This window comes from Burkholderia sp. 4M9327F10, assembly GCF_005503145.1.
Classification (GTDB): Bacteria; Pseudomonadota; Gammaproteobacteria; order Burkholderiales; family Burkholderiaceae; genus Paraburkholderia.
This window is the reverse complement of the sequence record NZ_SCNV01000012.1, coordinates 65799-90428: the sequence shown is the minus strand read 5'-3', so window position 1 is coordinate 90428 and position 24630 is coordinate 65799. Positions and strand designations below refer to the sequence as shown.

Annotated in this window: 19 protein-coding genes; 5 read left to right on the top strand and 14 right to left on the bottom strand. The window is 64.9% G+C overall.

The features are described 5' to 3' along the window. Positions 1-89 precede the first annotated feature (89 nt). From FFS45_RS14200 to FFS45_RS14180, 5 genes are all read right to left on the bottom strand, one after another. A complete protein-coding gene (locus FFS45_RS14200; RefSeq protein ID WP_249362778.1) occupies positions 90-1169 on the bottom strand; it encodes a CocE/NonD family hydrolase in 1080 nt (359 codons plus the stop codon). Between the two features lie 18 nt (positions 1170-1187). Next, a complete protein-coding gene (locus FFS45_RS14195) occupies positions 1188-2291 on the bottom strand; it encodes a YncE family protein (protein ID WP_137955342.1) in 1104 nt (367 codons plus the stop codon). A gap of 153 nt (positions 2292-2444) precedes the next feature. Continuing rightward, a complete protein-coding gene (locus FFS45_RS14190; protein ID WP_137955279.1) occupies positions 2445-3272 on the bottom strand; it encodes a creatininase family protein in 828 nt (275 codons plus the stop codon). Positions 3273-3658: 386 nt separating this feature from the next. Beyond that, positions 3659-4684 (bottom strand): aldo/keto reductase, encoded by a 1026-nt coding sequence (locus tag FFS45_RS14185; protein WP_137955278.1) that lies wholly within the window; start codon positions 4682-4684, stop codon positions 3659-3661. Between the two features lie 188 nt (positions 4685-4872). Next, complete coding sequence (locus FFS45_RS14180; protein ID WP_137955277.1) at positions 4873-7020, bottom strand: hybrid sensor histidine kinase/response regulator; 2148 nt, start codon at positions 7018-7020, stop codon at positions 4873-4875. A 303-nt stretch (positions 7021-7323) separates the two neighbouring features. Between FFS45_RS14180 and FFS45_RS14175 the strand changes: the two genes are divergently transcribed. From FFS45_RS14175 to FFS45_RS14165, 3 genes are read left to right on the top strand one after another with little or no spacing between them, the layout of a single operon-like run. After that, complete coding sequence (locus tag FFS45_RS14175; RefSeq protein WP_137955276.1) at positions 7324-8505, top strand: HlyD family secretion protein; 1182 nt, start codon at positions 7324-7326, stop codon at positions 8503-8505. Beyond that, positions 8502-10067, top strand: a complete 1566-nt coding sequence (locus FFS45_RS14170) for a DHA2 family efflux MFS transporter permease subunit (RefSeq protein WP_137955275.1) — start codon at positions 8502-8504, stop codon at positions 10065-10067. The genes FFS45_RS14175 and FFS45_RS14170 overlap by 4 nt, the downstream gene beginning before the upstream one ends. 1 nt (position 10068) lies before the next feature. After that, positions 10069-11721: an efflux transporter outer membrane subunit gene (locus FFS45_RS14165; protein WP_137955274.1), complete on the top strand. Its 1653-nt coding sequence runs from the start codon at positions 10069-10071 to the stop codon at positions 11719-11721. Positions 11722-11814: 93 nt separating this feature from the next. Here the strand turns inward: FFS45_RS14165 and FFS45_RS14160 are convergent, their stop codons facing one another. From FFS45_RS14160 to bla, 7 genes are all read right to left on the bottom strand, one after another. Continuing rightward, a complete protein-coding gene (locus tag FFS45_RS14160) occupies positions 11815-12024 on the bottom strand; it encodes a DUF2934 domain-containing protein (protein WP_137955273.1) in 210 nt (69 codons plus the stop codon). A 211-nt stretch (positions 12025-12235) separates the two neighbouring features. Then, on the bottom strand, positions 12236-14464 hold the full coding sequence (gene glgX, locus FFS45_RS14155) for a glycogen debranching protein GlgX (protein WP_137955341.1): 2229 nt from the start codon (positions 14462-14464) through the stop codon (positions 12236-12238). Positions 14465-14606: 142 nt separating this feature from the next. Further along, positions 14607-15047, bottom strand: a complete 441-nt coding sequence (locus FFS45_RS14150; RefSeq protein ID WP_137955340.1) for a response regulator — start codon at positions 15045-15047, stop codon at positions 14607-14609. A gap of 286 nt (positions 15048-15333) precedes the next feature. Beyond that, entirely contained in the window at positions 15334-17406 is a 2073-nt protein-coding gene (gene tkt, locus FFS45_RS14145) for a transketolase (protein WP_137955272.1), read from the bottom strand. A gap of 332 nt (positions 17407-17738) precedes the next feature. Continuing rightward, complete coding sequence (locus tag FFS45_RS14140) at positions 17739-18284, bottom strand: cupin domain-containing protein (RefSeq protein ID WP_137955271.1); 546 nt, start codon at positions 18282-18284, stop codon at positions 17739-17741. A gap of 247 nt (positions 18285-18531) precedes the next feature. Then, complete coding sequence (locus FFS45_RS14135; protein ID WP_137955270.1) at positions 18532-18777, bottom strand: DUF6723 family protein; 246 nt, start codon at positions 18775-18777, stop codon at positions 18532-18534. Positions 18778-18943: 166 nt separating this feature from the next. After that, positions 18944-19849, bottom strand: a complete 906-nt coding sequence (gene bla, locus FFS45_RS14130; protein WP_137955269.1) for a class A beta-lactamase — start codon at positions 19847-19849, stop codon at positions 18944-18946. A gap of 172 nt (positions 19850-20021) precedes the next feature. On the opposite strand from bla, the gene FFS45_RS14125 reads away from it, so the two are divergent. Then, positions 20022-20909 carry a LysR family transcriptional regulator gene (locus tag FFS45_RS14125; protein ID WP_137955268.1) on the top strand — a complete coding sequence of 296 codons (888 nt, stop codon included), beginning with the start codon at positions 20022-20024 and terminating at the stop codon, positions 20907-20909. Here FFS45_RS14125 and FFS45_RS14120 read toward each other — a convergent pair. Then, positions 20899-22464: a methyl-accepting chemotaxis protein gene (locus tag FFS45_RS14120; RefSeq protein ID WP_137955267.1), complete on the bottom strand. Its 1566-nt coding sequence runs from the start codon at positions 22462-22464 to the stop codon at positions 20899-20901. The genes FFS45_RS14125 and FFS45_RS14120 overlap by 11 nt on opposite strands. 394 nt (positions 22465-22858) lie before the next feature. Between FFS45_RS14120 and FFS45_RS14115 the strand changes: the two genes are divergently transcribed. After that, the gene (locus FFS45_RS14115) at positions 22859-23506 is read left to right on the top strand and encodes a hypothetical protein (protein ID WP_137955266.1); all 648 of its coding nucleotides are present in this window, start codon (positions 22859-22861) and stop codon (positions 23504-23506) included. A 139-nt stretch (positions 23507-23645) separates the two neighbouring features. Here FFS45_RS14115 and FFS45_RS14110 read toward each other — a convergent pair whose 3' ends face one another. Beyond that, on the bottom strand, positions 23646-24506 hold the full coding sequence (locus FFS45_RS14110) for a LysR family transcriptional regulator (protein WP_137955265.1): 861 nt from the start codon (positions 24504-24506) through the stop codon (positions 23646-23648). Positions 24507-24630: the final 124 nt, after the last annotated feature.

The following is a 24630-nucleotide window of genomic DNA, read 5'->3' as shown; positions in this document are numbered from 1 at the left end:
GTGCAGGTTTGCGCCATCGCTTGCACCATCGCTCGCACCAGCGCCTCCACCAGACAGCGCAGCGGCGCAGCGCCTTCCTCCGCTACCGCTCAATGCCTGACCAGTTCCTGCCCGACCGCATAAAGCTCGCAGTGCGCCCCGCCGATCCGGGCGCACTCGGCAAGCGCCTGCTGCCCGGCGTTTTCGCCGAAACGGTAGGCCCAGTGCCCATCCGGAGAGAGTGCGAATGCGCGCGGCGGCGCATACCACAGGAAGCGCCGGTAACCTTCGCGGCCCGCCGGTTTCAGATACGGCACCGCGTCGACATCCTCGATGTCCGGGCCATCCGTATGGGCGCGCAGATCGTAGCGAACCTCGAACGGCAGTCCTAACGAAGTCAGAAAGCGGCTCACGGCCGGCAACCAGATTGGCATGCCGTTGTACTGGCTGAACATGATGTGGCCGTCGCTGCCGAACGTGCCGTAATCGATGAATTGGGCGTGGCCCCCTGCATCCTCGTAGGCGGTGAGCATGCGTTTGACGAGCGGTGGCGGAAACAGCGAATCGTTGTCGCCGTACATCCACAGCGACGGCATGCGCGCAGTCTTGCCATACGCGCCGAAAGCCTCCACCAGGCTGCGCTCCGAGCCCGGACAGTTGAGAAAATGCAGGCCGCCGGCGAAGTTGATCAGCGCCACCACCCCGGGTGGATTCAGCGAGCCCAGCGCCATGGTGGCGAGGCCGCCGTGCGACTGGCCGATCACGACGATGCGCGTGGGGTCCACGTAGGGCAAGTGTTTCGCGTAGTCGATCGCGGCCAACACGTCCGCGGCCCCGGTGAGGCCGTCGTCTTCGTCGTTGCAACTGTCGGAGCGGTACGTGCCGCCCGATTTCGCGAAACCTTCCCGCATCGGCACGATTACCGCATAGCCACGGCGCACGAACTCGAGCGCCTGACCGTAGTAGTCCGCGCTTTGCTGAAAATGCGGATCGCCAAACTCCTTGCCGTGATTGATGACGACAAGCGGAAACGGCCCGTCGCCGGGCGGCGCGTAGATGTGCGTTTCGAGTTCGACATGAAAAAGGCCGTGGCCCTTCGGCACCATCACCGATTCGTCGCGCAGCGTGGCCGCCCCTGCTGCCTGCGCGAGGCAAGCGCCCAGTACCAGCAGCAGGCGGAGCAGTTTCACGAGTGCCCCCGGCGCGCCTTAGCGCATATTGCCCGTATGCCCGAGCGAATAGCGTCCCGGCTGCGGCCACACTGTCAGGCCGTGCGGTTCCATGCCGACCGGAATCGACTGGATGTTACCGGTCGTCGTATCGATCGCATACACCACGTCGTCGAAGCGGCCCGAGAGCCACAGCATCTTGCCGTCGGCACTGACGTTGCCCATGTCCGGACTGCCGCCGCCGGGAATCGGCCAGGTGACCAGCACCTTGCGGGTGGCGAAGTCGAGCACCGACACGCTGCCCTTGCCGTGCTTCGGCCCGTGCACGCGGTTCGAGCCACGGTTCGAGATATACAGCTTCGTGCCGTCGCGGCTCGGATAGAGCCCATGCGTGCCGACGCCGGTATGAATGAAGCCGATCTTGGTGAAGCTGTCGCCGTCGACGAGGAACACGCCGTCGGCCATCATGTCCGCCACGTAGAACACCTTGCCGTCCGGCGAGATGCGGATGTCCTGCGGCATGCCCTTGGCTTCGAGTTGCAGATAGCCGACCACCTTGCGGTTCACCATATCGATCTTGGCCAGCTTGCCGCCGAATTCGCAGGTGAAGAGCGCGTATTTGCCGTCAATCGAAAAGTCCGCGTGGTTGATGCCCTTGCACTCCGGCACATCGAGGCTGGTCTTCAACGCCATCGTGTGGGCGTCACGAAAGTCGAGGCGTGCGCGGGCCTCGGCGACCACGATTGCTTCCTTGCCGTCCGGCGTGAAATACATGTTGTACGGATCGTCGACCTTCACCTCCGTGCCAGGCTTGCCGGTCTTCGGGTCGATCGGCGTCAGGCTGCCGTCGGGCCGGCCTTCCGCGTTATTCGCCACCCACAGCGTCTGCAGATCCCAGGATGGCACGACATGCTGCGGGCTGTAGCCGACCTTGAACCTGTCCACCACCTTGAGGGTGGCAGGATCGATCACATAGACGTCGTTCGAGCGCAGGTTGGGCACATAGACCCGCTGCAACGCCCCGGCTACCGCCGGACTCAGATGATTGACGCCGGCCTCGCTGTACAGGTTGGCGGCGTTGACCACCGGCGGCATGCCGGCAACGGTGGTCACACTGGAGGCAGCCGCGGCGCAATCCGCCATCCACAAACCCGAAAGCACGGCGCCGACCGACGATGCGAGCCGCACCCAGCGGCTGGAACGAAAAGCCATAGCGATGAACTCCATGAATGAGTGAAGCAAACCGGCTGGAAGCGGACTACAGACGAACGACAAACGGAACTACAAGCGGACCACTCAGCGCCCGGCGGTATCCCGCTTGATGGCGTCGATGGTGCGCGCGACGATCGCGTCGACGCCCAACTGGCCAAGATCCGCCGTCGCCCGGCGCGGATCGCCGCCGTAGACGCCATCGACCGGGCCGAGTTTCGGCCCGCTGCGCAGCCGGTCAAGGCGCACCATCTGCGGCGCGACCGCCAGCAGCAGCGAGGTGTCCGCGAGGCCCGCATGGGTGCCGATTTCGTCGTCGTGAAAGCCGTGCTCGCGCAGGATCGCGTTGAACCCGTCCGAACTCGTGCCGTAGTACTCGGGCGGCACGAACGCGCGCGCCGGCGTGCCGGCCCACGATTTGTTCAGTTGCGCCACCACTCGTTTGACGTCGTTCTGATAGCCACCGTGGTCGCCGAGAAACACGATGTTCTTGAAGCCATGCACAGCAAAGCTGTTGGCGGCGGACTCGAGCAGCTTCTCGAACACGTCGTCCGGAATCGTGATGGTGCCGGGAAAGCGCATATGCGAAGTCGGCGGCGCGTAGCCGCCTTCCGGCACATAGGCGATGATCGGTGCGACCAGCGCATTGCCGAGCCCCTGCGCGATGCGCTGCGAGAGCACCGCGACACGTGCGTTGTGCTTGCCGAGTGCGACATCCGGGCCGCTTTGCTCGGTGCCGCCGATCGGAATGATGATGGTGGTCTTGCCCGCCAGAACTTCGTCGCGGACTTCGGTCCAGGTGAGATTTTCGAGGAACACGGTTTTCGGCGTTTGCGCGAAAACGGTCTGTGTAGCGGACTGTGAGGCGATCAGCAGGACGATCGACGCCAAGATTCGCCGCAGTGACAAGCGCATGAGGAGTCCCATTCCGGAGCATTGACAACGCTTGTGAGTATATCCGCGGCTACCGGTCGCGCAGGGGCGTTTGTGCGGCATTTGCGAGGTGTTTGCGCGGTCTTTGTTCTCCGTGCCCGACCCGCGGCAAGCGCAGGCGTTGCGGGTTATCCCTGACATCGGGTAGCCCGCAAAACCTTTCTTTTTACTTTCAATATTCTTTCTGTTGCTGTTAAATGAGACTCCTCGTTAAACGTCTGGAGACCTCTTCATGTCGCATTTCATGCAAGGCGCAGTGACGCTCGGTGGCTGCATCGGCGTATTCACGCTGGTCGTAGCGGTGATCGAGATGCTGGCGGGATAACAACCGCGGAGCCGCGCAGCCGCGAGCGCCCTGCGCCTGAACCTCAAACCGGCGCCGGATTGCGCTCGGCAAACCCTTCCTGATGCCAGTACGGGTAAGCGGGCCGCACCGCGCTCGCCGCATCGAGCTTCGCGATCTGCTCGGGCGAGAGATTCCAGCCGACTGCACCGAGGTTCTGCCGCAACTGCTCCTCATTGCGCGCGCCGATCAGCACAGTGGCAACCGTGGGCCGTTGCAGCAGCCAGTTCAAGGCAATCTGCGGCACCGTCTTGCCGGTCTCGGCCGCCACTTCGTCGATCGCGTCGAGCACGCGGTACAGATATTCTTCCGGCACCGGCGGCCCCATGTCGGCGGTCTTGTGCAGGCGGCTCGTTTCCGGCAGCGGCTGGCCGCGTTTGATCTTGCCGGTCAGCCGTCCCCAGCCGAGCGGGCTCCACACCACCGCGCCCACGCCCTGGTCGAGGCCGAGCGGCATCAGCTCCCACTCGTAGTCGCGGCCCACCAGCGAGTAATACGCCTGATTGGCGACGTAACGCGGATAGCCATAGCGGTCCGCGACATCCTGCGATTTCATCAGGTGCCAGCCCGAGAAATTCGACACACCGGTGTAGCGGATCTTGCCGGCCCGCACCAGGTCGTCGAGCGTCGAGAGGACTTCGGCGACCGGCGTTCTGGCGTCGAAACCGTGCAACTGGAACAGGTCGATATAGTCGGTTTGCAGCCGCTTCAAGGCGGCATCGACGGCCTGGATCAGGTGAAAGCGCGATGAGCCGACATTGTTCGGTCCGTCGTCGAAGCGAAAGGTCGCCTTGGTCGAGAGGATGACCTTGTCACGCTTGCCCTTGATGGCCTCGCCGAGCACCGCTTCGGAGGCGCCGCTCGAATAGATGTCGGCGCTGTCGAACATCGTTACGCCCGCGTCGAGGCAGATATCGATCAGGCGGCGTGCGTCGGCGACATCGGTGGCGCCCCACTCCTGGAAGAATTCACCCTTGCCGCCAAACGTGGCGGTGCCGAAACTCAGCACCGGCACCTTGAAACCGGATGCGCCCAAATGTCTGTATTCCATCGAATGTCCTCCATGAGGTTGTCGTCGCGTTGTTTCAGGTTGTCATCGGGTTGCCACGGAATTACCGCGGCTTTTTGACAAGACGTGTTGCGAATGGCCTGCGCGGGCCTAGTCTACGCGGGTCGTGCGAATCGCGTCGGCAGCCCGCCGCGCCGTCACGGTCGAGGTGTGCCGCCCGGCCGGCCGCGCTAGCAGGTCACGAGCGCATGCAGTTCATCGATATCGAACGGCTTGGCCAGAATCGCGACGCCGATATGCTTGGCGCGTTCGAGCTCGTCGGCATAGCCGGTCATCAGGGCGATCTTCTGCGCCGGCCACTCGCTGCGTACCCGTTCGGCAAGGTCGACGCCGTTCAGCTTGCCGGGCATCTGGATGTCGGAGAGCACCAGCTCGAACCGTTCGCCGGCGTTGAGCACGTCGAGCGCCCGGTCGGCGGTGGCCTCGTGATGCACCTCGCAGCCGAAGGTATGCAGCACCGCGGCGATGCCCGCCGCGACGTCCTCGTTGTCCTCCACCAGCAGCACCACGCCCTGGGCGCCGGCATGCTCGTCGAACGACGCGTCCGCGCTCACCGCCGAGACTGCGCGGGCTTCACGCAGGTGCGGCAGATAGAGCCGCACGGTGGTGCCGCTGCCCACCACGCTGTCGATCTTGGCCGTGCCGCCCGACTGCTCGCACATGGCGAGAACCTGGGCGAGCCCGAGCCCGGTGCCCGAGCCCTTCAGCTTGGTGGTGAAGAGCGGTTCGAAGGCGCGCCGCGCGACCGCCTCGGCCATGCCCTCGCCGTCGTCGGAACAGGAGATCAACACGTATTCGCCGTCCGGCAGCAGCGTGTCGCTCGAGACCAGCCGCACGTTCTGGCAGCGAATCACGAAGCGCCCGCCGCGCGGCATCGCATCGCGCGAGTTGACCGCGAGATTCATGATGGCGAATTCGAGTTCGGTCGGATCGACCAGCACCCGCCAGATATCCGCGACCAGATTGACGCTCACCTGCACCTTGTCGCCCACCGCCGAATCGATCAGCGTGGCGGCGCCCGGCAGCCATTTCGCGAGATCGACCGGTTCCTGCTTGAGCGGCTGCTTGCGCGCCACGCTCAGGAGGCGCCGCGTCAGCGCTTCGGCCGTGGCGGTGGCGCGCTCCACCGCTTTGACCTCGTCTTCGAGATTCCTGAAGCCCTTGTGGCGCGCCATCTGCATGTTCGACGACACCACCATCAGCAGGTTGTTGAAGTCGTGCGCGACGTTGGCGACCAGGTTGCCGAGCGCACCCATGCGCTGCAACTGCCGGCTCGATGCTTCAGCCGACAGGCGCATGGCCACTTCGCCCTGCCAGCGCTCCCAGGCAAGCCGCTCCGTGTCGAGCTGGCGCAGCGAGAAGAACACCAGCAGCCAGACGGCAATGCACGGCGCGACCGTGATGACGCCGATCAGCAGGAAGTGATTCCACCATTGCTGGAAAATCGCCTGCGTGGCATAGGCGCTCATGACATAGAGCGGATAGTCGCCGACCCGCCTGAACGCCAGCAGCCGCTCGATGCCGTCGATGCTCGAGGTCATGCGCACATGGCCGAACAGCTCCCTGTCGCGCAGCGCATCGGTAAACGGCGTGCGGGCCGACAGCAAGGTGCCGCGCGGCCAGCCCGGATAACGCACCAGCAATTGGCCGTCCTGACGGTACAGGCCGAGCGCGAGCGAGGGGTCGCCGCCCGTCAGGTCGCGGTAAAAATTGGCGAAATAGGCGCTGCGCAGCGCGATGGTCACCGCGCCGAGAAAGCGGCCGTCGGCCGCCGAGCGGCCTATCGTCGTGGTGAACACATCGGTCTGCGAGACCGGGCCGTACATCGGCAAGGAGAAGTAAGGCTCGGGGCGAATCGCCCGCGCCGCAATGAAATCGTCGCGCTGGCCGATCGAGAGCGCCGGTGCCGGATAGGCGCGGCTATTGACCAGCAGCTTGCCGTCCGCACCGAAGACCGCAATGGTCGCCACCTGCGGGAAGTCGCCGCCGATCACACGCAAGCGCTGATGCAACGCGCCCTCGCGGGCGTGAATCGCGGCCTCGTCCTCGTCGTCGAGCAGCTCGAGAATGCGGGCGCCGATCTGCTGGTTGAGGTCGAGCACCTTGACGGCCTGCTCTTCGGTCACGCGCACGAGGCGGTCGATCGCGTTGTCCGAATCGGCCACCCGGCGCTGATAGTCGAGGTAGCCATAGCCCGCGAGGCAGGCAAGCGGAAACACGATGGATACGACGAGCACCACGAGCAGGATGCGCCGCGTCGCAGCGAAGTTGCGCAACGGCAGCGGCAGGTCGACGGCGGCACGCTCCGCATGTTGCACGTGGCGATCTCCTGGGAGGGAAGATGAATTCAGTGTAGGCCGAACCGGACGGGTTTGGTTCCGCCTGACTGTACGACAGCCCGTGCAGCAACACAAACATCTGGCGTGATCGGCAGGCTCAATGGCGCTGCCTTGCGAGGCGAGCTGTGGCGTGGCGCCCTATGCAAAGCGCTTAAATCAGATGTTTAGCTTTCAACGCATAAGGAATGCTTACGGATTTTCCCTGGCGGCAGCGAGCCGTGCTAACCTCGGGCACGCGGATTGCTCCCACACGGGGTCATCGCTCACTCGGAACGAATCGTAATGTCTGACTCGACCGCTTCTTCCCAAGGTGATCAATCTCAGCAAGGCACGGCCGGCGATTCCGGCCGCGCACCCGGCGGCAATCACAGCCCAGACGGTAAAAACAGCAATCCTGCAAGAAACGGCGGTAATTCCGGGGCCCGCAAGCCTCCGGGCAAGAAGCCGCTGGTCATCCTCGTGGTGGTCAGTCTTGTGCTGCTGATCGGCGCGCTGCTCTGGTGGTTCTCAACGCGCAACCAGGAGAGCACCGACGACGCCTACACCGACGGCAACGCCATCACCATCGCCCCGCAGGTCTCGGGCTACGTGGTCCAGCTTGCGATCAACGACAACGTCTACGTCCACAAAGGCGACCTGCTGCTCGTGATCGACAAGCGCGACTACCAGGCGCAGGTGGACGCCGCCCAGGCGCAACTGGGTCTCGCGCAGGCGCAGTTGAATGCGGCGCAGGTGCAGCTCGACATTGCCCGCGTGCAGTATCCGGCGCAGTACCTGCAAGCGAAAGCGCAGACCTCCTCGGCCGAGGCCACGCTCAAGCAGGCGCAAGCGGCCTACGTGCGCCAGCACGCGGTGGACCAGCGCGCCACCTCGCAGCAGAACATCGACACCGCCGACGCCCAGCAGCAAACCGCCCGCGCCAATGTGCAGCAGGCCCAGGCCCAGTTGCAGACGGCCAGCCTCGTGCCGCAGCAGATCAGGCAAACGGCCGCCACGGTCGAAGAACGCCGCCAGCAGGTCCAGCAGGCCGAAGCCCAGCTTGAACAGGCGCGGCTCAATCTGTCCTATTGCGAGGTGCGGGCGCCGTCCGACGGCTGGATCACGCGCCGCAACGTGCAATACGGCAGCTTCCTGCAGGCCGGCGTGTCGCTCTTCTCGATCGTTACGCCACAGGTCTGGGTGACCGCCAATTTCAAGGAGTCGCAACTCGAACGGATGCGCCCCGGCGACAAGGTCGATATCGAAGTCGATGCCTATCCGAAGCTCGACCTGCACGGACATATCGACAGCGTGCAGCTTGGCAGCGGCTCGCGCTTCTCGGCCTTTCCGGCTGAGAATGCCACCGGCAATTTCGTCAAGATCGTGCAGCGGGTGCCGGTCAAGATCGTGATCGACGATGCCCTGCCGCACGACCAGCCGCTCGGCCTCGGGCTCTCCGTGACGCCCAAGGTCTTTCTGAAATGACGGACGCTGCCTGGAAGCCCGCGGCCAATCCATGGCTGATCGCGATCGTCGTCACGCTGGCGGCGTTCATGGAGGTGCTCGACACCACCATCGTGAACGTGGCGCTGCCGCATATTGCCGGCACCATGTCGGCGAGCTACGACGAGGCCACGTGGACCCTCACCTCGTATCTGGTGGCCAACGGCATCGTGCTGCCGATCTCCGGCTTTTTCGGCCGGGTGCTCGGCCGCAAGCGCTATTTCATGGTGTGCATCGTCGCGTTTACGATCTGCTCGCTGCTGTGCGGGATCGCCACCAACCTGATGCAGCTGATCGTGTTCCGGCTGCTGCAGGGCTTCTTCGGCGGCGGCCTGCAGCCGAACCAGCAGTCGATCATTCTCGACACCTTTCCGCCCGAGCAGCGCAGCCGCGCCTTCTCGATCTCGGCCATCGCGATCGTCGTGGCGCCCGTGATGGGCCCCACGCTCGGCGGCTGGATCACCGACAATTTTTCGTGGCGCTGGGTCTTCCTGCTCAACGTGCCGGTGGGCATCGTGACCTCGCTGGCGGTGATGCAACTGGTCGAAGACCCGCCGTGGCGCAACCAGAACGGCGGCAAGGTATCCATCGACTATATCGGCATCACGCTGATCGCGGTCGGCCTCGGCTGCCTGCAGGTGATGCTCGATCGCGGCGAGGACGACGACTGGTTTTCCTCGCCGGTGATCCGCACCTTCGGGGTACTGGCGGTAGCGGGCATAGTGGGAGCGATTTACTGGCTGCTCTATACGAAGAAGCCGGTGGTCAACCTGGCCTGCATGAAGGACCGCAATTTCGCGCTCGGTTGCCTGACCATGGCCGGCTTCGCGATGATGCTCTATGGCAGCGCGGTGCTGGTGCCGCAACTGGCGCAGCAGCAGCTCGGCTATACGGCGACGCTGGCGGGGCTCGTGCTGTCGCCGGGCGCGGTGCTGATCGTCATGGAAATTCCGCTGATCAGCCGCGCCATGCCGCACGTGCAAACGCGTTTTCTGGTGGCAACCGGCTTCCTGCTGCTGACCTTCGCCCTCGTCTATTCGCATAGGCTGGTGCCGGATATCAACTACGGCACGCTCGTCAAGATGCGCAGCGCGCAGTCGCTCGCGATCGGTTTTCTGTTCGTGCCGATCACGACGCTCGCGTATCTGACCGTGCCACGCGAACTCAATGACGATGCATCGGCGCTCTTTACGATGTTCCGTAACGTTGCGGGGTCGATCGGCATTTCCTTGTCTACCGCGTTGATCCGCGAGCGTACCCAGGCGCGCATGGCCCAACTTTCCGGGCATATGTCGACACTCTCGCAAAACTACAACGACACGCTGCAGAGCACGGCCCACACGATTACCAGCCTCACCGGCCAGCCGCTCGCGCAAGCCCTGCAAACGGCCACCGGACGGCTCTATGAAACCTTCATCTCACAGGCGACGATCCTCGCTTACGTGGATGTATTCGGCTACCTCGCGGTGTTCAGCTTCCTGTTCATTCCCGTGACGTTCTTCTTCTCTCCGACCAGAGCCGCCGGCGGCGCGGGAGGACATTGATATGAGCGAGCTTCGCCGCGCTTTCGTTTCCGGTTGCTCGGCGCTGCTGCTTGGCGCCTGCACGGTCGGTCCGAATTTTCACGCGCCGCAGGCCGAGGTGCCGGCGCAGTGGCACGATCCCCAGCAGGCCAAACCCGCCGCCGCTGCCACGGCTGCCGCGCCGTCCGCGGCATCGGCGGCCGCGGCGCCGGTTGCCTCGGTGCCGGCCATGGACTCCGATCCCGATCCGCAGTGGTGGCACAGCTTCGCGGACCCGACGCTCGACAGCCTGATCGAACGCGCAGCCGGCAACAACCTCGATCTGCAAGAGGCTGTCCTGCGCATCGTCGAAGCCCGCACCCAGGAACAGAGCGCGGCGGCGCAGGGCTTGCCGAATGTGCGTGCAAGCGGCAGCTATCAGCGCGAGCAACTGGGCGCCAAGGGCTTTCTGGAATCGGCGGGCGTGTATAACAAGGTCGATCAACTGGGCGCACCGAACTCGCTGGTCAACTCGGTCTCCCCCGGTGCGGGCGCCGCGCTGCAAAGCGGCGCCAACAATGTGCTCAACGAGCTGACCTCGCCGCTCAACCTGTGGCAAGCCGGCTTCGACGCGTCGTGGGAGCTGGATCTGTTCGGCAGCGTGCGCCGCTCGGTCGAGGCCGCGCATGCGCAAACCCAGCAGGCCGTGGAAAGCCGCAACGATGCACTGGTCTCGCTCGAAGCGGAGGTTGCACAAACCTATATGCAGTTGCGCGGCGCGCAGGCGTTGCTGCAGATTACCCAAAGCCTCGTCGATCAGCAGCGCGACATTGTCGCCTTGACGCAAAGCCAGGCGAAGGTGGGGCTCGCGAGCCAGTTGGACGTGAAGAGCGCGACAGCCGAGTTCGCGCAGACCCAGGCGCAACTGCCGCAGTACCAGCAGCAGATCGCCCAGGCGCTGAACGGTCTCGCCTATCTGCTTGGCGAGCCGCCGGGCGCGCTCGATGCCGAACTGTCCGCGCCCGCGGCGGTGCCACCTGTGCCGCCGGTCGTGCCGGTCGGCTTGCCCTCGACGCTGGCGCGCCGGCGCCCCGACATTCGCCGCGCCGAGGAGAGCCTGCATGCGGCGACCGCCCAGGTCGGCGTGGCCGTCGCACAGTTTTACCCGGATATCTCCCTGACCGGCCAGGTCGGCACGCGCGCCTTCACCGCCAACGGACTCACGCACTGGGCGAGTCTGTTCTACGCGTTCGGGCCGAGCATCTCGCTGCCGGTCTTCGAGGGCGGCGCGCTGGTGGCCAACCTGCATCTGTCGCAGGCGCAGCAGCAGCAGGCCGCGCTCGATTATCGCAAGGCGGTGCTGATGGCCTTGCGCGACGTCGACAATGCGCTCGCCGTGTACCGCACCGATCAGGCGCGCCGCGCCTCGCTCGGCGACAGCGTCGCGGCGCAGCAGGCCGCCTTCGAGCTGGCCCGCGACAGTTATCGCAAGGGCCTTGTGACCTTTATCAACGTGCTCGATGCCGAGCGCCAGCTCAGCGATGCCCAGCAGCAGTATGCGCAAGGCACGATGCAGGTCAGCACCGATCTGGTGGCGCTCTACAAGGCTCTGGGTGGCGGCTGGCAAGCGGGCGCGAGCGCTTCGGGCAATCCGGGCGCCGCGGGGACGGCGCCACTAAAAACGCCGGGCGGCTGACGGGACTGCCGGCGGTAGCAGCGGTTGACATCAATAGCCGCCACTCGCCGCTTGCCGCTCGAACGCGCAACGGCAAGCGGCGCGCCTCGCCACCTAGGGCTTTTCCTGCGCCGTCGGTGTCGGCAAAACCCCCTTCTTCTGTGCACCGGCCTGTTTCGGCGCCTCCTCTTCGATCTCGTTACGCGCCTGCTCCCAGTATTCGTCCGGGGTGCCCTTGGGGTCGGTTGCCCGTTCCCACAGGTAATACGCGCGGGTGCGAATCCTTTCTTCGGTGCTGACCGGCAGGTCTCTCTGTTCGTTCATATCTTTGCTTCCCTGGTGCTGTTGCTGATCCTGTGGCATCTTGCCCTCCTGGTGTCGTGTCTCGATCGGAGCAACCGCTGGCGCAAGCGTCGGCGCCCCGCTCAGGCAAATGCGACGGCAAACCCGTACAAGCGCAGAAGAAGCGCAGAACAAGCGGCAGCGGCTACACCCACACCTTCAGCAAGCGTTATACCTGGGGGCAGCCGTGCCCTCAGCCGGACTTCCCTGGGTCATCCGTGGTCAGTTGCTGCTCGAGCCCGTCCAGCACCCGTTGGGTAGCGCGGCTCGCGGCATCCAGCGCAAACAGCAGCAGCGAGCGGCCGGTGACCTGGTACGCAGCCCCGGCGGGAAACGCCGGCAGTTCATCGCGCACCGGCATATTCGTATCAAGCAGGCAGGTCCACAGATCGCCGTCCGGAATTTCCGGCAAGGTGAAATTGACCACGTCGTGGTGCGCGTTGAGCACCAGCAGCAAGGTTGCATCGGAGGCCGGCCGGCGGATGCCGCTCGCCTGGGCGCGGCCGTCGATCACAAGGCCGAAGCAGCGCATCGTTGCATCGTCCCATTGCTCCTGGGTGAGGTCGGTGCCGGCCGGCGATAGCCAGCGCGTGTCGGTCACCTCCAGCGCGGGGTTGTATTCGCCGGTCAGAAAGCGTCCGCGCCGCAGCACGGGCAAGCGGTGCCGCAACGTGGTCAGGTTCCTGACGAACTCGGTAAGCGCGCGCCCTTCGTCGTCGATGCCTTTCCAGTCGAGCCAGCTAATTTCGTTATCCTGACAATATGCATTGTTGTTGCCCTGCTGGGTGCGGCCGAATTCGTCGCCGGCGAGAATCATCGGCGTGCCCTGCGAGAGCAGCAAGGTGGCGAGCAGATTGCGCTTCTGGCGCTCGCGCTGCTGACGGATCTGCGCATCGCCGCTCGGCCCTTCGACGCCGAAATTCCACGACCTGTTGTCCGAGTGGCCGTCCTGGTTATCCTCACCGTTGGCCTCGTTGTGCTTGTCGTTGTACGAGACGAGATCGTTGATGGTAAAGCCGTCGTGCGCGGCGATGAAGTTCACGCTCGCCCATGGGCGGCGGCCGCGCCGGTTGAACTTGTCGCCGGAGCCGGTGAGCCGTTTGGCGAGATCCGGCGCCATGCCTTCGTCGCCCTTCCAGAAAGCGCGGGTGGTATCGCGAAAGCGATCGTTCCATTCGGCCCAGCCGGGCGGAAAGCCGCCCACCTGATAGCCGCCGGGGCCGCAGTCCCACGGCTCGGCGACGAGGCGCACGCTCGAGAGCACCGGGTCCTGCCGGCAACTGTCGAGAAAGCCGCCGCCTTCGTCGAAGCCATGCGGCTCGCGGCCGAGGATCGTGGCGAGGTCGAAGCGAAAGCCGTCGACCTTCATCTCGCTTACCCAGTAGCGCAGGCTGTCGGTCACCATCTGCAGCACGCGGGGATGCGACAGGTTCAGCGTGTTGCCGGTGCCGGTGTCGTTGATGTAATAGCGTGGTTGATCCGGCATGAGACGGTAGTACGAGGCGTTATCGAGCCCCTTGAACGACAGCGTCGGGCCGCGTTCGTTACCCTCGGCCGTGTGGTTGTAGACCACGTCGAGGATCACTTCGAGATTGGCGTTGTGAAAGCGGTCCACCATCTCCTTGAACTCTTCCACTGACGCGTTGGCTCCCGCGAAGTAGCGCGGGTCCGCGGCAAAAAAGCCGATCGTGTTGTAGCCCCAGTAGTTCGTCAGACCTTTGTCGAGCAGATGGCTGTCGTTGACGAACATGTGGATCGGCAGCAGTTCGACGGTCGTGACGCCCAGCCCCTTGATGTAATCGATCACCGCTTGCTGGCCGAGGCCGGCGAAGGTGCCGCGCAGGTTCTCTGGCACTGCGGGGTGACGCTGGGTGAAGCCGCGCACATGCGTCTCGTAGAAAATCACCCGCTCCCACGGCAGCGCGTTGCGCTCGGGATGGATCCACGAGAAGGTCGTGTCGACCACCTTGCACTTCGGCACGAACGGCGCGCTATCGCGCTCGTCGAAGGACAGGTCGGCGTCCTCGTGATCGAGCGTGTAGCCGAAGATTTCGGGCGCCCATTTCAGCTCGCCGATATGCGCTTTGGCATAGGGGTCGAGCAGCAGTTTGTTGGGATTGAAGCGGTGCCCTTCCTCGGGTGCATAGGGGCCATGCACGCGATAGCCGTACACCGCGCCCGGCTTCAGATCCGGGACGAAAACGTGCCACACCTCATCGGTAAATTCGGGCAGTTCTATGCGCTCGATTTCCTCCTTGCCGCTCGCATCGAACAGGCACAGTTCCACCTTGGTGGCATGCGCTGAAAACAGCGCGAAATTGACGCCTACGCCGTTCCATGTCGCGCCCAGCGGGAAAGGCACGCCTTCGGAGATGCGGGCCGCATAGCGCGTATGAGGGGCGTGAGAAGACTCGCTCGACATGTTGGTCCCTTTGACGGTGGAAGGTTTTCGCGCGGAAGCCGCTGCAAGAGGTTTGCTCAAGCAAGTTACGGTCCTGGCTGGACTTCACCGGCGTGTCGGCGATGCGCCCCCTTGATGCGCCCCTTGATGCCCCTAAGGCCCCTTAAGGCGCCTGATGCGCCCGGCGCGCTGTCGCGGCTTCGAGAATGCGCAGCAGGCGCTGCGGCGTGAGCGGCTTCGCGCAATGCGCGTCAAAGCCCACTGCTTTTGCGCGGGCGCGATCGTCCGCTGAAGAAAACGCCGTGCACGCGACCAGCAGCATATGCGCGGTAGAAGGATGGGCGCGCAGCCGCCTGGCCAGTTCGAAACCGTCGAGCCCCGGCATCTTGATGTCCAGCACGACGGCAAAGGGCTGCCACTCGCGTGCCATTGCGCAGACCGCCAACGGGTCTTCCAGTGCGCGGCATTCGAAGCCATCCGCAATGAGCAGCAACTGCAGGGCCTCGGCCGCCTCGCGATAGTCGTCGACCACCAGCACACGGCGATGCGACACGCTGGCGTGAGCGATCGGCCGCCACACCACCACATCGTCGTTATCGTTCATCCCGTAGTCTGCGGTCACTGTTTTCTCCCCGGCGGCAACACTTGCGTCGCCACCGAAGATAGAAGAAGTATCAAAATGCGCCAGGCCTGACCACCCTCGGAAAACCCTTGTGTGCACAAGTAAAGCCCGTGGCTATGCAATCGGCACGAGGATCAGGGAAAGTCCCGAGTCGTGCCGCTTCAGGGGGGCGTATGTGCATTCAGGCGGCCTCACATGAACAGCACCCGCAGCCGGTCGCCACACATCCGTGTGACGACCTGAATGCCTTCGCAACGAGCGCGCAGTGCTACGTCTTCTGCACGCGGGCAAGCTGCTGCTTTGCCGCGTCGTAGACATGCTCCGGCGTAAATCCAAACTTGCGTTTCAAATCGGCGAGCGGCGCGGACGCACCGAACGTATGCATTACCACTTTCGCGCCGAGACGGCCCACATAGCGATCCCAGCCGAGTTCCGCAGCCTGTTCGACGCAAACCCGCGCATGCACCTCCGGTGGCAGCACCGCGTTCTTATACGCCTCGTCCTGGGTCTCGAAGATGTCCCATGCAGGCATTGACACGACCCGTGCCGCAATGCCCTCGCCTTTCAGCTTTTCGTAGACATCGACGCAGATCGATACCTCGCTGCCGGTTGCGAGCAGCAGCACCTGCGGCTGCTGGCCGGCGGGAGCATCGGCCAGCACATACGCCCCTTTGCGCACGCCTTCGGCCGACGCGTATTGGTTGCGGTCGAAAGTGGGTAACGGCTGGCGCGTCAGCACGATGCACGACGGATGACGCGGCCTCGACAAGGCAACGCGCCACGCATAGGCGACCTCGTTGGCATCCGCGGGACGCAGCACCGTTAGCCCCGGCACGCCGCGCAGCGACGCGAGCTGTTCAATCGGCTGGTGGGTCGGACCGTCCTCGCCGACGCCGATCGAATCGTGCGTGAACACGTAGACCGCGGGCACTTCCATGATGGCCGACAGGCGGATCGGCGGCTTCATGTAGTCGCTGAAAATCAGGAACGTCGAACCGTAGGCGCGCAGGTTCGAGAGCGCGAGGCCGTTCACGACCGCACCCATGCCGTGTTCGCGAATCCCGAAGTGCAGGTTGCGCCCGCCATAGCTGTCGTGCTCGAAGCTGCCCGCGCCTTCGAACTTCAGATTGGTCTTGGTGGACGGCGAGAGATCGGCTGCGCCGCCAAGCAGCCAGGGCACGCGTGCGGCAATCGCGTTGAGCACCTTGCCTGAGGCATCGCGCGAAGCGACACCCTTGGCGTCTGCATCGAAGATGGGGATATCGGCGTCCCACCCGTCCGGCAATTCGTGCGCTTCGATCTGTGCGAACTCGCGCGCGAGGTCCGGGTATTTGTGCCGGTAGGTGTCGAGCCTCGCCAGCCATTCGTTGCGCGCCGCCTTGCCGCGCGCGCCGATGCCCTCGGCAAAGCGCGCCATCACGCCGTCGGGCACATAGAACTTCTTGTCCTCGGGCCAGCCGTAAAAGCGCTTGGCCGCCGCCACTTCTTCGTCGCCAAGCGGCTCGCCGTGCGCCGCCGAGGTGTCCTGCTTCTTCGGTGCGCCCCAACCGATGATGCTGTTGACCACGATCAGCGTCGGCTTGCCGGTGACGCTTTTTGCTTCGGTGAAGGCGGCTTCCAGGGCGGCGGCATCGTTCGCGTCGGCGACGTGGATGGTGTGCCAGTGGTAGCCGCGAAAACGGGTCTCTACGTCGTCGCTATAGGCGAGATCGGTGTGTCCTTCGATCGTCACGCGATTGCTGTCGTAGATCCACGTCAGGTTCGACAACTGCAGGTGGCCCGCAAGTGAAGCCGCTTCGTGCGAAATGCCTTCCATCATGTCGCCGTCGCCGCAGAGCGCGTAGACGTGGTAATCGAACAGCGGCGCGTCGCTCCGGTTAAAACGCGCCTCGTACCAGCGCCCGGCCATCGCCATGCCCACGCTATTGCCCAGACCCTGGCCGAGCGGGCCGGTCGTGGTTTCGACCCCGGTCGTCAGGCGGTATTCGGGGTGGCCCGGCGTCTTGCTGTCGAGCTGGCGAAACTGTTTGATATCGTCCAGCGACAAGGCCGGCGCACCGGTCGGCTTGCCATGCTCGTCGACGGCCTTCACGCCCGCCAGATGCAACATCGAATACAGCAGCATCGACGCGTGCCCCACCGACAGTACGAAGCGGTCGCGATTGGGCCATAGCGGCTCGTCGGGGTCGTAGCGCAAATGGTTCTGCCACAGATGATAGGCAACGGGCGCCAGCGCCATCGGCGTGCCCGGGTGGCCGGAATTCGCCTTTTGCACGGCATCCATCGATAGCGTACGGATCGTGTTGATGCATAGCTGATCGAGGGAGGGATTGTTTTGCATGGGAAGCTCCTGTTCAACGGATGACAACGTCACGCTGCACTGAGAGGCGCGGGAGTGAAGCGCGCTGCAATGAACATTCCTGCGGAAACGGGCGACCGGCTGCGGGCGACCGGAAACTAGCGACCGGATACGGGCGACCGGCAGCGGATACCGGTCCGGAACCGCGCGACCGGCACCGCTTGCACGCCGACCGTCCGATCATGCGCCGATGCGCGGCAATAGCCAACTGGCTGGCGCGCAATGACTAGCCATTCACCGTAAAACAACCGGCGGGCGCCGTACCACGCCACGCTGAGATGACGCAGCTTTCAAAGCTTGCGCCAGGCTGCGGTTCAAGCCCCGTGCAGCCAGTGCTCGACCACCGGACCGTGAGTGCCGTCCAGCGGATCGCGCGGCGGAAACGGCAAGGCCTGCATCGCGGCGTACTCTTCCGGGCTCAGGGCCTCGCGCCGGATATCCCACTGCTGCCCCGCCGGATAGCCCGCCACCACCTGAAAGTACCCCGCGAACGACTGCAGACAATGGCCGGTGCCTGCCGGCAGCAGCAACGCGTCGCCCGCGGCGATCCGCACCACGCGCCCGCCGGGGCCGCCGACAATCACCTCCGCTACGCCCGACACCACGCCTAGCACCTCATGGGCGGTGGCGTGGAAATGGTGGTAATCGAAAATGCCGTCACGCCACTGCAGCGGCCAGTCATTGCGTTCGAAGAGAATCTCAAAGGCGGCCGCGAGGTCGCCGCTATCGGCACGCAGCGCATGCCGGTAGATCACCACGGGCAGACGGGGGTGATTAGGCACCCATTCGTGCGGCCCCAGCATAAAGACTTCGTATCGCTCATTTGCGGCCGGACGCGCGTATTCGGCATCGTTGTACATGATCGGCTCCTGAGGGTGTTCCACAACCCAAGGTGTCACGCACAATTCGCGCCCGCCCGCGGGTGCGGGTATCCATCTGCCGGGATGCAGCGAGGTTCGGCACGGCCACGGTGGCCACGGTGAGCGCAGCGATTTTCTTCAGCCACTGCCCGCTCCACGATCACGGCCGTGCGGCATGGCGTACCGCATGCGGTTTGAGATTCGGTTTGTAAAAAGGAGCACGGCGTTACCGGCCGTCGCCACAGCATCAAGGCTCCGGCGCGGCCCGGTCCGCGGCGACGATCGCGCGGCCATACTCCACCGCGGCGCGGCGTGCTTCGTGCGCGCTTTCATGCGGGCCGATCTGCGGCGCGCCCTCGAACGGAAACAGGACTCGCCGGTCCGCTTTGCGGATAACCTTCAGGTCACCGATATATCGACCGTCTCCCGTACTGTGATAGCTCGCGTAGATCTCGAACTCATCATCGGCCAGGTCGGCTTTGTGTCGCGCCATTCTGCATGCTTCCGGGATAAGGCGTTGCTTCGCCGCGCCCCTCTGCGCTTACCGCATGGCCTGGCGCACAAGGGGGTGTTACGAGCGGCGAGCAACCCCTGTTCCTGAGCATGCCGAACGACTGCGCCCCGTGGCGGGTGCCTCCGGGACAGCCTCTTCAGCTCCTTCAGCTCATCGCGCCCACCACAATGCGCGCCGCTGCCGCGATGACGTCGTCGCGCGCCTTCGCGTCCTGCTGCGCTTGCGTGTGGTAGATGCCGAGCAGAATCGGCGCACGGGACGGCGGCCAGATCAGGCCGAGATCGTTGGCGGTGCCGTAATCGCCCGTGCCGGTCTTGTCGCCACTCGTCCAGCCTGCGGGCAGCGCCGCGCGAATGCGCTGTGCCCCCATCCGGTTGCCGCGCAGCCAGTCGAGCAATTGCGTGCGCTGCGCGAGCGGCAACGCCTCGCCGAGCGTCAGCGCCTGCAGACTGCGCGCCATCGCGGCGGGCGACGCGGTGTCGCGCGGATCGCCCGGCACCGCATCGTTCAGCGCGGTCTCCAGCCGGTCCAGACGGAACACCGGGTTGCCGAGCGAGCGTGCATAGGCTGTGACGGCATCCGGGCCGCCGAGCAGCCTGATCAGCAGATTGGCGGCCGTGTTGTCGCTGCGCTGGATCGCCGCGGCACAGAGCTCCGCTACCGTCATGCCGTCGCTCACGTGTTCGGCCGTGACGGCCGAGTAATGCACGACCTCGCCCGCCGTGTAATGAATGCGTTGCTGCATGAGCCCCGCAGCCTGCGCGCTGCGCGCGAGGATCGCGCCGATCAGGATCACCTTGAAGGTGCTGCAGAACGGAAAACGCTCGTCGGCGCGGTGGCCGATCTGCGTGCCGTCGGCGGTATTCAGCGCAAACACACCGAGGCGTCCACCGGCGCTTTGTTCGAGTTGCGCAAGCCGCGCTTCCGGCGAGTCAGGCGAACCCGGCGAATCCGGCGCCGGCGTTTGCGCGGCCCGGGCGCCGATGGCAACGGTCAGCGGAAGGGTCGCGGCAATCCGCAACCATGCACGGCGGTGTTCAAAACGGGTCATCGGGATCCTCTGGCGGCGTCTGGTCGTGACAACTGGTCGGGAGAACTGCGGGACTGACTCAAAGACGAACTCAAAGACGAACTCGAGCGTCCCGGGAAGACGCGACTATCGTCCCTTTGCAGGCCGCTGGCAAACGAGGATAATTTGACGCAGGGTAAAGAAAATCTTTTAGCTGGTTCCCATGCGTCCACATCTGCCGCTCAACGCCTTACGCGCCTTCGAATCGTCGGCACGCCACCTGAGCTTTACGCGCGCCGCGCTCGAACTGAACGTGACCCAGGCGGCTGTCAGCCAGCAGGTTCGCATGCTGGAAGATCGGCTCGGTGCCACCCTGTTCAAGCGGCTGCCGCGCGGGCTGGGCATCACCGACGAAGGCCGTGCGTTGCTGCCGGTTCTGAGCGACGCGTTTGGCCGCATCGAAAGCGTGCTCAAGCAGTTCGAAGGCGGCCATTTTCATGAGGTGCTGAGCGTGGGCGTGGTCGGCACGTTTGCGGTCGGCTGGCTGATGCCGCGGCTCAAATCGTTTCGCGAGGCACATCCGTTCGTGGAGTTGCGGCTCCTGACCCATAACAATCTTGTGGATCTTGCCGCGGAAGGACTGGACTTTGCGATTCGCTTCGGCGAGGGCATCTGGCCCGGCACGCACAACGAGTTGCTGCTCGACGCGCCGCTCAGCGTGCTGTGTGCGCCGGAGATTGCCCGCAGACTGGCGGCGCCGGCAGAACTTGCGCGGGAAACCCTGTTGCGCTCGTATCGCGCCGACGAATGGAGCCTCTGGCTCGCCGCCGCGGGGCTCGAGCCGTGGAGCGTCAACGGTCCGGTGTTCGATTCGTCGCGCCTGATGGTCGAGGCAGCCGTGCAAGGCGCCGGTGTCGCGCTGGCGCCGCCGCGCATGTTCGAGCGCGAGTTGCAAAGCGGCGCGCTGGTGTGCCCGTTCGGAACCGAAGTGAAAACCGGCAGCTACTGGCTCACGCGTCTGAAATCGCGGCGCATGGCGCCCGCGATGGAGCTGTTCCGCAACTGGATACTGACGCAGGCAAACGGCCAGCTCAGCGAGTAGGCAACGCGTCGCCCGCGACCTTGAAGGCCGCGGTCAAGGCGCTCAACTGCTGGGCCTGATCCGCGAGCGAGCTCGCCGTCGCCGCACTTTCCTCGACCAGCGCCGCATTGTGCTGCGTCACTTCGTCCATCTGCGTGACGGCGAGACTAACCTGTTTGATCCCCTCGCTCTGCTCGCGCGAGGCCGCCGCAATCTCGCCGACAATCCCCGCCACCCGCCCGATCGCCGCCTCGACTTCCTGCATCGTGCCGCCGGTTTCGTTGACGAGGCCCGCGCCGTTCTCGACGCGAGAGGTCGATTCCGCGATCAGCGCGCCGATCTCTTTGGCCGCGGTCGCCGAGCGCTGCGCGAGGCTGCGCACCTCGCCCGCCACCACCGCGAAACCGCGCCCTTCTTCGCCGGCACGGGCCGCTTCGACCGCGGCGTTCAAGGCGAGGATGTTGGTCTGAAAGGCAATCGCTTCGATGGCCGTGATGATGCCGGTCATCTTCGACGAGCCGGCATGAATCGAGCGCATCGTCTCGACCATGCTGCCCACCGACGCGCGTCCGCGCGCCGCCAGCTCCGAGGCGCGCACGGCCAGTTCGCTCGCGTGATGGGCATTTTCCGCGTTCAGTTGCACGGTCGCGCTCAGTTGCTCCATGGCCGAGGCGGTTTGTTCCAGCGAGGCCGCCTGTTCCTCGGTACGCTGCGACAGATCGAGATTGCCCGCGGCGATCTGCTGGGTCGACGAGGCAATCGAATGCGAACCGGCCCGCACGGTCGTGACGGTGACGCCGAGCCTGGCCTGCATCGCTGCAAGGCCGCGCAGCAGCAGCGCCATTTCGTCGTTGGAGCGGATCGGCACCTGGGTGGTCAGCTCGCCGGCCGCGATCGCGTCGAACTGGCGCAGCGCGTCGCGCAACGGCGTCATGATGGCGCGGCGCAAGCTGCGCCAGCTCAGAAAAGCCACCGTCAGACCCAACGCAATGCTGGCGAGGCTCGCCCACAGCAGCAGGTGAAAGCGCGCCGCCGAGCGCTGGTCCGCCTCCTGCGCCTGCTGGTTCAGATACTGTTCGAGCGCCCCCTGGCTCGTGTTCATCGCGGTGTAGAGGCCGATCAGATGGTTGGCGCGGCTCTCGTCCATCCAGTTGATGTTGCCGCTGCGGATTGCCGCAATCAGTTGATCGATGGCGTCGCGCCTCACGGCCGTGCGCTTCGCGTCGAGATCGTCGGTCAGCTTTTGCAGTTCGGGCGTCTTCGGCAGTTCGCGGAAACTGTTCCACCCTTTGTCCGACTCGGCGAGCAGCGCGTCTGCGCGGTCGAGCTGCGCGGCAAGCTGCGGCGAATGCGGGTTGCTCATCGCCCAGTCGAGTCCGAAGCGGGCGCGCGACATGGCCGTTCCCGACTTGCCCAATGCCACCACCGAGGCGAAATGCACCGCGTAGGCGTCATGCTGTGCGTCGTTGCTTTCCGACATCCCCGCCATGCCCAGCACGCCGGTCCCGATCAGCAAGGCCGCGAGGAAAGCGATCGTGATCGCAATCCGCAGATTGATGGTGAGGTTTTTCGTCATCGTAGTCGGTGGTCTTTCCGGGCGGGATGTGCGTCTCTGCGCAGGGTCGGGATGAAAACCTTGCTGCTTATGTTTGTTCCATATATGGAACTATGTATCGTATTTGGAAAGTATAGCGATTTGCCCAACCCGGCAAAAACAATTTTTGAAAATCTGTGGCGCGAATTCGACGCCGCCTCACGCCGGTCACGCTGCGGCTTGGTAGCCGCTTCGATGAAACCCTGTTGCGCGCGGTTTGTCGAAAAGGCCGTTCGTCGCGGCAGGCGCCCGGAGAAGCGCGGCAAGCGCGTGAGGGGCCAGCGAACAGCAAGGCCAGCTTCGTGCATGCAGGCGAACGGCCCTGCCGAAGCGACGCGCAGGCAGACCATTTACCGCTACGGGAGTTGCAATCACCATGGGCCAACCAATCGAGAAACGTTTCTTTCTGGGCACGGCGCGCGTCGTCTGCCTGACACTGCTTGTCGCGGCACTGGCGGTAGTCGCCATCGACGTGACCGAAATTTCCGTGGATGCGCGCAGCAACCCGGCGGCGATCGACCCCGGCGTCGCCGCTGCCGAGGTGCTGGCGCGCATTCCCGGCTCCGAGAACGCCAACGACCTGCTCTCCGGTTCGCCCGACAACGGCTTGCAGGTGCCCAATACCGAAGGCCTCGTGATTCCGCCGCCCTTGAAGGCCGCCTTGCAGAGCGACGGGGCCAGTCAGCCGGTGCTCGGCACGTGGCTCGGCAACGTGCCGGCGGCCGAGCGCCAGGGGTTTCTGAACGAGCTGTCCGTGGTGGTCGCGCAGGCGGCCCGGCACGCCGCGTCATGGGAATGGGACAACCGCCAGCGTTATGTCGCGGCGGCGATGACCGAATATGCGCGCCTGAAAATCGACCGCATCGACGCGCTGCAAAACGAAGCCGCCAGTCTCGCCGGGCGCGACCAGCGCTACATGATTTCGGCTGCGGTGCTGGTGGCGGTGATCGGCCTGCTGACGTTGCTGCTTATCCTGCTGGCGATCGAGCGCAATACCCGGCCGCGCGTCGCCGCCGGGGCGTGATGGGATGTAATGCGCGATCTAATGCGGGAGGTGATGCGGAATGTAATGCCGGACGTGATGCGGGATGTGCCGCGGCGTAATGCGAAGCTGCGCGGTGCGAAGCTGCGCGGTGCGGCCCATGCCCTTCGTCCGCGCCGCGCTACTCGCCGATCCACGAGCCCCGCAGATCGCTGTCGTGCAGCAGTTGCAGCAAGGTGCCCGCCGGACGGCTAAGCCGTTTCGCGGCGAGCGCGATGAATTCCACCACCGGCAGCACCGGCAGGCTGGCGTTGTTGACCGGCGGCGCGAGCCCGCGTGCGGCCAGGTACTGCGGCCGCACGGTGATGCCCAGCCCGCCGCGCGCCGCGGCAATGCAGCCCGAGTGACTGCTGCTCGTGCACACCACCTGCCAGCTATAGCCCGCTTCGGCGAGCGCATCCAGCACCACTGCCCGCGTCACGCTCGGCTCGGCCACGAGAATCAGCGGTAGCGGCTGCGTCATGTCCACCAGCGTGCCGGTGCGCGCCAGCCACTCGAGCCGCCCCGTGAAGAGCGCGACGCCGCGCCGGTCGCCCAGACGGCGCTTGCCGACCAGCAGGTCGATCGAGCCGGCATCCAGCAGTTCGTAGAGCTTGCCGGTCATGCCGATGGTGATCTCCAGTTCCACATCGGGATGCGCGTTGCGAAACGCCGCGAGCACAGTGGGCAGCGGCCCGAGCGCGACGTCGTCCGAGGAGCCGAGGCGCACCCGGCCTTTCAGGCGCGGCGCGCGAAACTGCGACTCGGCACGCTTGATGGCCTGCAGGATCACGCTGGCATGGGCCAGCATCGCCTCGCCGTCGGGCGTCAGGGCGAGCGAATGGGTATCGCGCACGAACACGCGCCGGCCGATCTCGTGTTCCAGACGGCGGATGTGCTCGCTCACGCTCGACTGCGTGAGGCCGAGCTGCCGCCCCGCCTCCGTAAAGCTATGGCATGCGGCGACAGTGGCAAAGGTCTTGAGCCAGATGGGATTGAGCATGCCTCATTGTTATCGGCAATGCCGATAACAGTCAATGCCCCTAGTGGGGTTCCCGATTGACCCGCATGTCAATATCATGTCGGCATACCCCACGATTGCCTTGCGTATTGCTTTGCGTAATGCC

Bases quoted from the DNA above. Each gene is read 5' to 3' on its own strand.
- FFS45_RS14195 (WP_137955342.1), bottom strand. From the start codon at position 2,291: ATGGCGGATTGCGCCGCGGCTGCCTCCAGTGTGACCACCGTTGCCGGC.
- FFS45_RS14175 (WP_137955276.1), top strand. From the start codon at position 7,324: ATGTCTGACTCGACCGCTTCTTCCCAAGGTGATCAATCTCAGCAAGGC.
- FFS45_RS14115 (WP_137955266.1), top strand. From the start codon at position 22,859: ATGGGCCAACCAATCGAGAAACGTTTCTTTCTGGGCACGGCGCGCGTC.
- bla (WP_137955269.1), bottom strand. From the start codon at position 19,849: ATGACCCGTTTTGAACACCGCCGTGCATGGTTGCGGATTGCCGCGACC.
- FFS45_RS14135 (WP_137955270.1), bottom strand. From the start codon at position 18,777: ATGGCGCGACACAAAGCCGACCTGGCCGATGATGAGTTCGAGATCTAC.
- FFS45_RS14185 (WP_137955278.1), bottom strand. From the start codon at position 4,684: ATGGAATACAGACATTTGGGCGCATCCGGTTTCAAGGTGCCGGTGCTG.
- FFS45_RS14120 (WP_137955267.1), bottom strand. From the start codon at position 22,464: ATGACGAAAAACCTCACCATCAATCTGCGGATTGCGATCACGATCGCT.
- FFS45_RS14160 (WP_137955273.1), bottom strand. From the start codon at position 12,024: ATGAACGAACAGAGAGACCTGCCGGTCAGCACCGAAGAAAGGATTCGC.
- FFS45_RS14170 (WP_137955275.1), top strand. From the start codon at position 8,502: ATGACGGACGCTGCCTGGAAGCCCGCGGCCAATCCATGGCTGATCGCG.
- FFS45_RS14110 (WP_137955265.1), bottom strand. From the start codon at position 24,506: ATGCTCAATCCCATCTGGCTCAAGACCTTTGCCACTGTCGCCGCATGC.
- tkt (WP_137955272.1), bottom strand. From the start codon at position 17,406: ATGCAAAACAATCCCTCCCTCGATCAGCTATGCATCAACACGATCCGT.
- glgX (WP_137955341.1), bottom strand. From the start codon at position 14,464: ATGTCGAGCGAGTCTTCTCACGCCCCTCATACGCGCTATGCGGCCCGC.
- FFS45_RS14140 (WP_137955271.1), bottom strand. From the start codon at position 18,284: ATGTACAACGATGCCGAATACGCGCGTCCGGCCGCAAATGAGCGATAC.
- FFS45_RS14150 (WP_137955340.1), bottom strand. From the start codon at position 15,047: ATGAACGATAACGACGATGTGGTGGTGTGGCGGCCGATCGCTCACGCC.
- FFS45_RS14190 (WP_137955279.1), bottom strand. From the start codon at position 3,272: ATGCGCTTGTCACTGCGGCGAATCTTGGCGTCGATCGTCCTGCTGATC.
- FFS45_RS14165 (WP_137955274.1), top strand. From the start codon at position 10,069: ATGAGCGAGCTTCGCCGCGCTTTCGTTTCCGGTTGCTCGGCGCTGCTG.